Raw genomic sequence first — 12,256 nt, 5'->3', positions numbered from 1 at the left:
CTATTCTCTCAATCATTTATCGGTTTGTTATGTCCTTTTTCTATACTTATTTCATGATAATATTACTTCTTGGATTGATCCAATACGAATAAATTCATGATAACTCCCAAAGCCAAAAAAGCAAAGGAGCCTATTAAATAGATGAACCGAATTCCATACAGCTCAGACAATACTCCATTTGCAGCTGTAAACACTATAATCAGTAATGCTTCCAATACTCCAAGGACACTTGAAAATCTACCCATTATATTTACAGGTACATTATTTTGATAGAAAGTGAAAAAGCCTGTATTTGCAAATGATAGAGCAAATGTCAATATGAAAAAACCTAACGACGCTGTAATAAAACTATGCGAAAATGCAAAAATCAAATAACCAATTGGTGTAAAGAGTGCTCCGAATCCTATAAGAATATTTGTTTTGCAGCGGTTAGCGAAAAAAGCATTTGTGATAGAGCCTATTATAATTCCGATACCGGCAACGCTGACAAGAAACCCATAAGCACTTTCAGATAGAGAGAGCACTTTTGTTGCAAATGAGGCTTCCAAAGAATCTAACCCAGTCATAAATACTGTCATTCCGCTAAATAGGACATAAATCAATGTAATATACGAGTTTGATTTGCTAAAACTAAGAATGTCTTTCCAATCATTTTTGATTAGCCTCAAGCTTACTTTTTCTTTCTTAATCGTATCTTCCTTTAATTCTAAATTCGGAAGCAAATAGATAATGATGGCTGATATACATAATGCTATGGCGTTTAATTGTATGGCTAAATTAGGAGTACCGATAATAAATAACAAACCCGCAATGGAAGGACCGATGATAAATCCGCTTGAATGAATGAAATTTCTAAGTGCGTTAAATCTTTGTCTATTTGTCTTCGGGATGAGCATTGTCATATAAACCATTGACGTAGGTTGGAATATCGAATTCGCAATGTTAATAATAAAAACCCATAAATACATTAAAATAAGTGAATCCATAATGGATAGCAAAATGATAAAGGTTGCTCTGAATAAGTCTAAGAAAATTATTACATTCCTTTTATTTAACCTGTCGATGAAGCTTCCAGACCAAAAATTTGTACATAAAGTAGCGATTGGTATTAAAATATATAGGACGGAAACAGCAAATGGTGAACCCGTCTTCTCTAAAACGATCAGATTAAGCGCGATCAAATAAATCCAAGCCCCTAAATTTGATACTCCAATCCCTAACAGAAGCAATAAGGGGTTTTTCCATTTTAAAAGCATCACGATCACTCCTAAATTCTTTTTTTGGAAACACAAAAAAGGAATCTCACCCCAAGTCAATAGACTTGAGGACGAGACTCCCTAAATTTAGAAGTTCGCGGTGCCACCTCAGTTTGTTCTTGTGTCACCACAAAAACCTTTTCAAGTATGTCTACAAAAACTGTAGATTTATACTCTATCTCATTAACGGGAGAAACCGGCACATCATCAATCTTGTAAAGGCAATATCCCATGTGCAGCTCCGAGGCTTGTTTCTATGTGCTTCTACATCCTCCTTCGCAGCTTACGGAGTTCTCTGTTATGCTTAAGCACATATACTTTTCTCATCATCGCTATTTGATTAAATCGTATATTACCACAGTTCGGTGAAAATAAAAATAGAGAGAATTAATAACCTAACAATGTTCAACCTTCAACGAACTACAGGATTACTATTTTTCAATCCGGCTAAAATCGTTACGATAATGCTGCAAATACTGACAATCATACCTATAATACCAACGACAATTACCCAAACATCAGGAATAAAAAAGCCGACAGGAACAAGTCCTAAAAACAAAATTACTGCAAAGCCTTGATAAATAGCAGAAATGATTTTTACGACCATATGATTAAAAAATGAAAAAATGAATGGGGGTATAAACAACATAATTACCATTCCGATGGATAGCATCAATATAAATGGCTCGTCAAAACTAACCGTATTAGGTCCTGTTGGATTTTTAGCGCCTAAAAGTAACGCAATAATCGCTAAAACCATAGTCAAAAATACGAAAGAAAATCTGATCCGCATGATTAAACCTCCCTTTATTGATCAGTATTTTTATTGTAGTCGGAATATAATATATCATCCATTTCACTCCTAACAGAATGAGCGGAAGTTGTAAAATGTATTAAGCCTTTAGCCTTAGCGAGATGAAGCTGGTAACTTGCAGCAGAAGACGAATGGCGGTAATGCTTTTTCTTACTTCCATATCCCGAAGAAAATTCGAAAAAAAAAGAGCTGCTTTTGCTGCTCTTCTTGTAAGTGGTGTAATTTCTGATAGTTAAACTCTTTCCAATTATTGATCATTAATGACTAACATATTTGAATTATCAAATTCCCAGTTTTCCCAATAAGCTACTTCCCAATAATAACCATCAAGGTCTGTAAAATGACCTCCATAGCCACCCAATCATTTTCCGTAGGTTCTTTTTGAAGAATAGCTCCTGCTTTTTTTGCTCTTTTTAAAATCTTATCAACTTCCTCCGCTGTCTTTGCATTATAAGATAGTGTTATTTCCGGGAAACCATTCGTAACAGCAGGTGGATTTTCCTCGTTTACATCTTTCGATAGTTCCTCTATTGGATACAAGGCAATTCTTGTTCGTTCATTTCTGAAAAAATAATGTATGGATTTGTTTCTGTCCCTCTAATGGAAGTATCAAATCTAAGCTCTTTAAAAAATTAATGAGATTTGACAATATCTTTGTACCTAATGTCATAAGATTTAATCTGTTTATCCATATTCTCCTAAAATATTATTTCTCAATCGATCTACTCTTTTTATCTGTTCTTTCCTTTACGTGCCAACAGAGGATCGTTAGAAAATGAATAAGCAAGTCTTAGGAAAGTTAATGTACAAATAAATCATAGTTGTGTAATAAACAATCTGTTTTTACTTCGCTTATTTTCCAATTTAAGTATTCAGTTCTTAATTGTATAATCATATGTTTCTTTACGAAACGTCTCTTGTTCAAGCGATTAATACGAACAAAATTGCCAATTGTCTACTCCTTTATACAGGCTAAATTTAGCTTTCATAATAATCACTTCGTCCATGCCTTGCCGATTTTCGATTTACAAATTCATTACATCTAACTCTTTTTCTAAAAACTCTTGAAACCACTCAGCACATTGAAATGTAGTTTCCCAATAAGGGTCACCGTCTTCTAAAGCCCAACACGCATATAATGTCGACATACCGACAGCTGCTTTCAATAAACGCTTACAATCCAATTGTAATAATTCGCAAATTTGATTAACTCGCTGGTGCAAAACTGACTTTGGGTCTTGCTTTTCCATAAGATGATTAATCAAATATGAAATTAAGTCAAAATACGGATCCCCTCCGACTCCCTTCGGATCAATTGCAAGCCATCCACGGCTTTCGGAATACAGTATATTCTCATGGTGCAGGTCGCCGTGCAATAAACAATAACCATCAGAAGTGTCCATCAATTCCTTAATGTATTTCGTCGCTGTATAAACAAATTCATTCGGTATTTTTCCCTCCGACTCTTTGTAATTGTCGATATATCGAGTGAGTGCAGTTGCCCATTCCGTTATCATCGGTATATTGTCATCTATAGGCAAATCTCTACGTAGTTTCATCCACACTGCTGTAAATATTGTCGTTGCCTGTTCGTCGTCGGTTACTTCCGAAAGCATCGTACCCGGATCTACTTTTTCAAGCAGTATCGCCCCATTTTCTTCATCCCATTTCACAATATTTGCGCAGCCAATTCCGTTATAAAGTTGCATAGTTTTCATTTCGTTGCGGCAATCAAAATTAGGAACACCTAACTTCAATATATAAGACACTTGTTGAGCATCTGTTACATTCAATACGTAATTATAAGAAAGATTCGATACAGGAGCTTTTATTGTTAAACCCCAATTGTCGGCAACATGATTTACTCTCTCATTTAACGTTAATAGCCACTTCTCCCCGTCTTTCCCAAAGCAGCTGCATATTTTCTGTTGAAATTCTTTTGGTATGTCCATATTGATTAGCTCCTAAACTTGTCTAATTCTGTTCCCTTGTCAGGGGAATTTGTAGGCATTAATACAACTCTTCACCCCTAAGCTTTATTAAATAGTACGTCAATATCCTCCCACCCATATGCCACTTCTATAAATTTCTCTCCACCAATCGTAATTGTTGTTTGATCAATTACTTTACCGCCAAGTCGCTCGTAAAAAAGCTTCGAACGATTTTGCTCAAGGACCCAAATAAGCATGGAAGTAAATCCGGTTGTTTGTAATTCAGTTGCCACTGCACGAATCAACGCAGTCCCGATTCCCTGCTCTTGTGCTTCTTTCAATAGATAGATTGCGTAAAGTTCCCCTTTATATTTATCGTATTTACCTGTCCTCTCTCTTCCTCCCGTTGCAAAACCGATTATTTTACCATCTTTACGTTCAGCAACATATAAAGGGTTCACCCCGATTCCCCTTTTCCAATTTGCTGTACGCTGTTCGTAAGACAAACCTTCTAGATAGGATGCTGCCACGATCCCTTCATAGGTTGTTCGCCAGCTATCGACATGCACTTTCGCAATACCGTCTGCATCTCGCAGGTCCGCTTTTCGAATGAACATTAAAACGCCCCCTAAAAAAATCCATCGACTGAATAATGAATCAATGAATACAATAAAAATCGTATTAATTGATAATGCTGCTATGGAAAGTAATGTGAATGACCTTATCGCTTTATAGGTTTAACAACTTTTACCCATAAAAAGTCAAGGCGCAATAAATAATAAAATTATAAATGGATGGATTCGCATAAATGCCACCTGCTATTTTTCCATTACGTCTGTTTTTACCATTATACAAACTCTTCTACAGAAAAAAATTTTTAAATACACCTAAAGAAATGGTTAGTAAATACCATTCGAGAAATAATGCCAAAATCCTTCAATTGGTAGATTTACGTTCTTCCATAATTTTTATCTTATAGATTGCAAAAAGATGTCGCTAACAGTAGCGACATCCCAGCTTGTTGACAAACGCTCGCATACTGCGTTGCTCGTCTCGCTCGTCCCCTCATGAACCTTAAGTTCTATTCGGGTCTTCGCTCGACTTCGCGCCTTGTCTGGCAAGCGTTTTCAAGCCAAGCTGGGCAAACACTTATCCCATAACTAAAAACCTTTAAAAGACTGTAGACAAAGTGAAAAAATACTTTGTCTACAGTCTGAGATGTCGCTAACAGTAGCGACATCCATTCAAATATATTATTAACCAATTGCTCTTTTTTCTGTTCTCTTTGCAGGAATAATGGCGAGTACATTTTCGATGCTGAACGTCCGTTTTCCTTTTCGTAAGTAGCAAAATGCACGGAAAGAGGTGTTCCCGATTTGCAGCACTTTAATTGTACGCTTCGTAATTGTCCCGTCATTTGCCATATACACCATAAGCAGCACGTCTCCAAATTTCAAAGCTTTTTCAAGTTCTTTACGCACGAACGTTCCCCTCCTTAATTTTCATTATAGAGAATGCGCGTTCGCTTGTAAAGTTGATTGTTTTTCCATTTAAGTAAACAATTTTCTACTTCTAAATAGTACGACCGTTCCTATTAATAGCATTACACCAGATAACATAAATACCATTTGAACGCCAATTATATCTGACAAAATTCCCATCATGACAGAGCTGATGCCAAAAAGGCCCGTTCCTAAAGCACCTAAAGAGGTATATACAGCAGCCAATTGCTCCTTCGGCACACTTTTTTGTATGATTGTTTCCAAAGGTATGCTCTTTAATTGCCCAAAAAATCCAATGCATAATGATAAAATTAGAGCGATAATAGGGAAACGATTAAAGCTAAACAGCAATGTTACGACGCAACACGCAAGCGAGCCAATGAAGATAGAAGTTCCTACCCTCTTTTGAATAAAAGCAGCGTATTTTATACAATAGACACTTCCAATAATTAACCCGAAAAAGAATGCTCCGTTAATAAACCCCCACCATTTTTCATCTACGTTTAATGCATCGCTTACAAAAACATACAATATAGCGGCAATCCAAACTGTCCCTGCAATTGTTTCAACGGATTCAATCCAGGCGATTTTCCGCAAGACAGGCGTTTGAAATAATTTAATCCAGCCTTCTTTTATTTGCTCCAACTTTCCTGTTTCCTCGTTTTTCTGATGAGTTACATTTTGGAGTAGGCATAATAACATGCTTGATATCATAAATAAGCCAACTACCGCCCATGTTAGTTGAACTGGTCCTAATGCGACTAATAAAAGGCTTCCGGCAAACCACATAATCGTTTGAATCGTTTGCGTAACCGATTCAGATATACCATTCGCTTTCAACAAATGCTCATCCTTTACGTAATGTGGTATTAGCGTCTGTTTGATTGGGTTCGCGCAGCCATCAAGAAAAGCAATCATCCCGATCATTATAAAAAGCAAATAATAATTGGAAACTGTAATGGCATGTAAGGACAAGCAAAGAAAAGTGAGCAATACTGTTTTGCCGATTTGTGAACTTGCCAAGATCCATTTCAGATTCACTTTTCCGATAATTAATGGCGTTAACAAACTTGATAGAAACATAGACGTAGTAATTGTAAATGGAACAAATGAAGATGCAGCTGCCGAACCTGTTAAAGCAAAAATGGTACTAATAACGCTGAGCATATAAAGCACGTCACCAATATTCGCAATCGACTGGCCGGTTACAAGTAAAAAATAGTTTTTATTAAATTTCATATATATCCCCCATTGTTTAAAGCTTACATTACTTATTTTCGGGGGTTTTTAAATTGGACGAAACATCTCTATCATTCTCCTTTACGTAACGGATAAATCGGGGGATGAATTTATCGCAAATTTTGATTGCTACTGTATAGTGAAATTTCTGTTTTACTTGGCGATCGGTTTGCTTTATCTTGTCGTTTCTTGAAATTCAATGTCGACTAACTGTTCAGTTTCCGTTAGATATTTTACGTTAACGATCATACCGAATTCCCTGTTACCTTCTTTTAACCACAGTTTAAACTTTTCAATCGTCATACCATCATGCACCACTTTGCCTATGTGCAAGTAATCAATCACATTTGCGTTCGGATATTTTAATGCCGTTTCTTTAATGGCGATCTGGGACCATTTTGCATAAGAAGGAATTTGTTGTTGAGCAGAAACATTTGGCAACAGAATGCTATGTACTGAATGGGCTGTTGCTGTAATGGCAAATGCAATGAATAATTCTTTCCTCATTAAGCACATCTCCTTTTGAATAGCATGAATCATTCTCCATGAATCATTCTATATTGGAGATGCTTTAAACAAGATTCTTAGTAACTGCAATTTAATTTGCGATTATTACTTTTAGTTATAATGGATTTTTAATTGGTTCCATCTCAATTTCCAATTCTTTTGGTTGATTCGATTTTTATAAATGGCAATCCGTTCTTTCTTCTTTTGGAAGTGAATAGTAGGCTTAACTTCTAAATTTATTAAGTCCTTGATGCCATGGGGTGCTGTTAATACGATACGATCTTGGTCATCCAATTTTACTCCAATAGCGGTAGCTGTTTCAGGAAACTTGGAGATCGCATCGACAGATGATTGATATGGAGGCATATTGCTTTTCACATGCATTCTTGCTTCATTCTTTACCGACCAAGGGACAGTTGGGTTAAGAAAAGATAATTTTTCTTCAAGAAATAGATCTGCAGCTTCGTCTATATTTTTTGGATCAAAATAAATCACATCGATATCTGCAAGGGGCGTTCTTTCTTCGAAATTATGTAATATATCCCATACTTTTGATCTAACAAAGCCGGAGCAAATCCACCAATCTGGTAAGTGTAAAGATTTCACTAATTTTAGAAGCTCCATCATCCATTTGTCTTCTTTAATAATAGATATGATTTTATTCTCATCTAACACTAGGACTACCTCTTTCCAATTCAGTCTGTCTGTCTCGTTGAAGAAACTAACTCGGTACGATTCAAAGTACTTCTGACGAACGCCGCAAACTTCTCTTCTTCCTCAAAAAATGGATAATGATTGCTATAGTCAAATGAAGTGAATGTAGCATTTGGAAGGCATTCTGCTATTTCAACACCGAATTTATGCGGGCATTGGGCATCGTATGTACCTGCATATATATAAGCCGGTAAGTCAATTTGTTTCAAATCATCCCTGACATCATACGTCTTGCAGTCCACTTTTCTGAAATACGTCAATCGATCCCCGACCGTCTTGCCACTATTTGGTTTCTGAAAAGCCAACTCCATTTTCTCTTCCGAATGAAAAGACATCAAATTCCATTCACGGCCTAAAGCACGCCTTTCCTCCAATGCTACGTCTGGTGTATCGAGTCGATTCATTATTTCAACGATGCGTTCGAAATTCGGATTTTCTCGACAATAAATACTGTCTGGATCTGCACTATATTCAATGCTTGCAGCAGTGCCGCCAGCGATAATTTTCGTTAATGATTCTTTTCGCATCACAGCATATACAAGAGATAGCATGCCTCCTGTCGAATGTCCTGCAAATCCCCATTTCGGCAAATGGAGCGCTTCTCGTATCGCTTCCAAATCTAATACGGACTCTTTCATACTATATTGCTCTTCTGATTGTGCACACTCTGATTTCCCTGCTCCGCGTAAATTGATGAGGTAGACATAATAATAATCCGTAAAAGGATTTGCGAACGCATTTCCACGTTCATCATATTCACTGTATAGATGAGTGACGGCTAACGGCTCGCCTTCCCCTTTTTCAAAAATTTCAAACGTTCCTCTCGCCGTTTCAACGAATCTTTGTGTCCACATGTCATAGCCCCCATAGTTCGATATTTTCTAACTATAATTAATTATAACTTTCCTATTTATGAAAAGAAATAGAAAAATAACCAAGCATAGTTACCGCTTGTAGTATAAGTATACTGTCATTGATAAGTATTTTGTGTTCACAAACGCAAGGAGATTCTCTGTGCACTTAGCTGCACTTTGTGCTCGCTCCTATACGTGCAGCTGCCATTATCAGAAATGCTGTGATCGGTAAGACGATTAAAGTTCTTAACAAGGTTTCTTCATTTACTTGTTCGATATTCCAAACTGAAACAATATGAAAACTACTAAATATGATTGTAAATAGCAGGCCGCCAATCATTAATGGCTGCAGTTGCTGTTGAGCAGGAATAAAAGTACTCGCACCAATTCCTAAACCGATAAAAATCGATAAATAAGCATAATTCAAGTTACCTATATCCCCGTCAATAAAAGCTTCACCAGTTGTCCATACTAACAAAATAGCAGATCCGTAAACGACTACGAATGAAGCAATCATCCCAATAAGAAAATATTTTAAAATAGGCTTGCTCAATTTGAAGTCCTCCCTCTCTTATGTAAGTATTAATAACTCTTCAATACTATTACGTTTTCTGTTGCGAATAGTAAACAAAAAAAAAGAACCCTTTCGAGGTTCTTTTAAAAAAATTCTCGTTCAATATCGATCAACCGTAACACCTAAGACGGCAGTCCTAATATAGGGTGCATCCAAAAATTGTTTTAATTCATTAGGTTGCCCTGTCACAACAACACCTATAATAGGCAAACTTTCAGCTTCCCATTTACCCTTATCTTTCAATGCATTTATCATCTTCTTTGTTGGTTTTTTATACTGTCCACCATTTTCCTCTAACCACTCTAATTGCTGGACAAAAGACGTAGGTCCGCTTGCTTGAGAGAACCCGAACGTATCAAATCCAATAAAACCAGTTGCATCATCGCTGTTCAATTCCTCTTTCGAATATGTATCCACCCAGAACCAGCTTATATGATTCGAAAACATTTTTTCAACCTCTTTAATTGAATAAGAACGATCAAATGAAAAAGCGTATTCAACAACTTTCTTTTCATCAATTTCAAACAGTAAATTCCGTTCGTCAGGAAGATATTCATAATTTATGGTCGGGTGAAAAAACTCTATAACACGCTCTCCTTGATAATATAGAGGGATTCTCTTGTCAGTTATTGTTCCCATACCAAACATATTGAGTGATTTAGTCGAATTTGAACTTCCGAATATCGTAAAGGACTGCTGCCGTTTACCCCAAGGGAAAAGAATTCCATCCATATTTTTAATTTGTTCATTTACCGCTGAAGCACCAAAAGGCGAATAAATATACGACGTTCCTGCGTCCTCGACATTTGCCCCCTTTACATAATGCCATGCATTATCAATTTCAGATTGGCGTTCTAAACGGTATTGCATTATATACGAGCCAGCCATATATACGAATGTGAGAGATAATAGGCTGACCAAAACTGAAATAACAATATTTTTTATGTATGAAGTTCTTTTTGCCTTTTTTACAAGTTTCGAAAAGTCAGGATCATGAAAAGATAATCTTTCTTCTTCCATTTATATTTGCCTCCTAAATTTACTTATAAATTGCTTCCTTGCTCGATATAACGTAGTTTTAACTGAATCTGGTTGCATTCCATACATCTCAGCAATTTCCTGTATGGTCAAACCGGTGCTATATTTTAGTATTAAAAATTCACGATGCTTGCTGCTTACCTTTTGTAAAGTTTCTGTTATCTCTTTGCCAGTTTCTCGCTGCAAAACTTCTTCTTCGGCTGTTATCCCCTTAGATAACTGTTCCATATCAATCGATAAAATATGCTCTTTTCTTCGTTTTTGTTTTCTGCATAAATCGTAGTATTCATTGATCGCTACGCGAAATAGCCAACTTTTAATTGTATTAGGCTGTATCACATCCATATATTTAATAAATTTATAAGCAGTGTTTTGGATAATATCTTCTGCATCTTCCCTAGTGGCACCCATCTTTATTAAATAATTTAGGACAATCTGTAAATACTGGAATAGTTTTTTCTCTAATGTCATTTCATCCATTTTCAACCTCCCTTTTCTATAACGTTTTTGTACGCAAAAAGTGAACAAGATAATAGTAACCTTGAAAAAAGTGCCGTTAGGGGCACTTTTTCAGGGGTATGATAACATTTCTACCGCATCATTAAGCTGTAATTGTCCAATATCCCCTTCTTTTCGCTTCCGGACGGAAACCTTTTGATTTTCAACTTCCTGATCACCAACAATCATCATGTAAGGAACCTTCTGCTTCTCTGATTCCCTAATTTTCAACCCTATCTTTTCCGCACGGTCATCTATTGTTACGCGATATCCCTTTGCAACAAGCTCTTTCTTCACTACTTCGGCATAGGGAACATGCCTATCAGCTATTGGAATGATTCTCACTTGTTCAGGTGCGAGCCATAATGGGAATTCCCCTGCATAATGTTCAACTAAGATTGCAAGAAATCTTTCGACTGAACCGAAAATCGCACGATGGATAATAATTGGCAACTCAAGTTCATTTTGTTCATTAATGTATCGACAATTGAACTTCCCAGGCATTTGAAAGTCCAGTTGAACTGTACCGCATTGCCAGCTTCGTCCTAACGAGTCCAGTATGTGAAAATCAATTTTCGGACCATAAAATGCTCCATCTCCTGTATTAATTCGATAGGCCATTCCTCTTTGTTTCAATACTTTTTCAAGCGATTGTTCTGCTTCATTCCACAAATCGATAGAGCCCATATAATTTTCCGGCCTTGTCGATAATTCGACTTCATAACTAAAACCGAACTTCGAGTAGATCTCGTCGATCAAATCCAATACACGATCCACTTCCCGTTCAATTTGATCTTTTCGAACGAATAGATGTGCATCATCTTGTGTAAATGCCCGAACTCTTAGTAGTCCATTCAATGAACCAGAAAGTTCGTGACGGTGTACCAATCCTAATTCTGCATAGCGAATCGGCAACTCCCTGTAGCTTCTCCGTTTATGGTTGAAGATGAGCATCGCCCCAGGGCAGTTCATCGGTTTCAATGCATATTGCTGTTCGTCCACATCGGAAAAGTACATGTTTTCATGATAGTGATCCCAATGTCCGGATTGCTCCCATAGCTCCTGTTTCATCATAATCGGCGTTTTGATCTCCTCATAACCCGCTTCCTGATGCTTCCGTTTCCAAAATTGCTCCAACTCATTTCGAATAATCATTCCTTTTGGCAAATAAAACGGCATGCCCGGTGATTCCTCTGACGACATGAACAATTCAAGCTCCTCGCCTAATTTACGATGGTTCCTTATTTCAATTTCCTTTTGTACTGACATTGTAATTCCTCCTATTTTATTTATAATTTAAAAAACCGCATTCCTCCCAAATAAAGGGAC

Annotated in this window: 14 protein-coding genes and 1 other annotated feature; all 14 genes read right to left on the bottom strand. The window is 36.7% G+C overall.

What is annotated here, in order from left to right; genetic code table 11:
- Positions 1 to 62: 62 nt before the first annotated feature.
- Positions 63 to 1,256 (bottom strand): MFS transporter, encoded by a 1,194-nt coding sequence (locus WFH04_RS10240; RefSeq protein WP_336823945.1) that lies wholly within the window; start codon positions 1,254 to 1,256, stop codon positions 63 to 65.
- Between the two features lie 64 nt (positions 1,257 to 1,320).
- Positions 1,321 to 1,595: a binding site (T-box leader), on the bottom strand.
- 73 nt (positions 1,596 to 1,668) lie between these two features.
- Entirely contained in the window at positions 1,669 to 2,049 is a 381-nt protein-coding gene (locus tag WFH04_RS10235; RefSeq protein ID WP_336823944.1) for a hypothetical protein, read from the bottom strand.
- Positions 2,050 to 2,376: 327 nt separating this feature from the next.
- Positions 2,377 to 2,610: a VOC family protein gene (locus WFH04_RS10230; protein WP_336823943.1), complete on the bottom strand. Its 234-nt coding sequence runs from the start codon at positions 2,608 to 2,610 to the stop codon at positions 2,377 to 2,379.
- A 485-nt stretch (positions 2,611 to 3,095) separates the two neighbouring features.
- Complete coding sequence (locus WFH04_RS10225) at positions 3,096 to 4,022, bottom strand: aminoglycoside phosphotransferase family protein (RefSeq protein WP_336823942.1); 927 nt, start codon at positions 4,020 to 4,022, stop codon at positions 3,096 to 3,098.
- 77 nt (positions 4,023 to 4,099) lie between these two features.
- The gene (locus WFH04_RS10220; RefSeq protein WP_336823941.1) at positions 4,100 to 4,618 is read right to left on the bottom strand and encodes a GNAT family N-acetyltransferase; all 519 of its coding nucleotides are present in this window, start codon (positions 4,616 to 4,618) and stop codon (positions 4,100 to 4,102) included.
- Between the two features lie 639 nt (positions 4,619 to 5,257).
- The gene (locus WFH04_RS10215; RefSeq protein WP_336823940.1) at positions 5,258 to 5,482 is read right to left on the bottom strand and encodes a transcriptional regulator; all 225 of its coding nucleotides are present in this window, start codon (positions 5,480 to 5,482) and stop codon (positions 5,258 to 5,260) included.
- Between the two features lie 69 nt (positions 5,483 to 5,551).
- Positions 5,552 to 6,742, bottom strand: coding sequence for an MFS transporter (locus tag WFH04_RS10210; RefSeq protein ID WP_336823939.1), 1,191 nt, complete (start codon positions 6,740 to 6,742; stop codon positions 5,552 to 5,554).
- Positions 6,743 to 6,916: 174 nt separating this feature from the next.
- Positions 6,917 to 7,249 (bottom strand): DUF3889 domain-containing protein, encoded by a 333-nt coding sequence (locus WFH04_RS10205; RefSeq protein WP_336823938.1) that lies wholly within the window; start codon positions 7,247 to 7,249, stop codon positions 6,917 to 6,919.
- A gap of 111 nt (positions 7,250 to 7,360) precedes the next feature.
- Complete coding sequence (locus WFH04_RS10200; protein WP_336823972.1) at positions 7,361 to 7,876, bottom strand: nucleotidyltransferase family protein; 516 nt, start codon at positions 7,874 to 7,876, stop codon at positions 7,361 to 7,363.
- 68 nt (positions 7,877 to 7,944) lie between these two features.
- Positions 7,945 to 8,817 (bottom strand): alpha/beta fold hydrolase, encoded by an 873-nt coding sequence (locus WFH04_RS10195; protein WP_336823937.1) that lies wholly within the window; start codon positions 8,815 to 8,817, stop codon positions 7,945 to 7,947.
- Positions 8,818 to 8,983: 166 nt separating this feature from the next.
- Positions 8,984 to 9,370, bottom strand: coding sequence for a hypothetical protein (locus WFH04_RS10190; RefSeq protein WP_336823936.1), 387 nt, complete (start codon positions 9,368 to 9,370; stop codon positions 8,984 to 8,986).
- 120 nt (positions 9,371 to 9,490) lie between these two features.
- The gene (locus WFH04_RS10185) at positions 9,491 to 10,411 is read right to left on the bottom strand and encodes an anti sigma factor C-terminal domain-containing protein (protein WP_336823935.1); all 921 of its coding nucleotides are present in this window, start codon (positions 10,409 to 10,411) and stop codon (positions 9,491 to 9,493) included.
- Complete coding sequence (locus tag WFH04_RS10180) at positions 10,412 to 10,909, bottom strand: RNA polymerase sigma factor (RefSeq protein WP_336823934.1); 498 nt, start codon at positions 10,907 to 10,909, stop codon at positions 10,412 to 10,414.
- Between the two features lie 90 nt (positions 10,910 to 10,999).
- Positions 11,000 to 12,196: a threonine--tRNA ligase gene (gene thrS, locus WFH04_RS10175; RefSeq protein ID WP_336823933.1), complete on the bottom strand. Its 1,197-nt coding sequence runs from the start codon at positions 12,194 to 12,196 to the stop codon at positions 11,000 to 11,002.
- Positions 12,197 to 12,256: the final 60 nt, after the last annotated feature.

The organism is Sporosarcina sp. USHLN248, from assembly GCF_037144575.1.
Lineage (GTDB): Bacteria > Bacillota > Bacilli > Bacillales_A > Planococcaceae > Sporosarcina > Sporosarcina contaminans.
The sequence above is the reverse complement of the archived record's forward strand: the minus strand, read 5'-3'. Positions and strand labels throughout refer to the sequence as shown.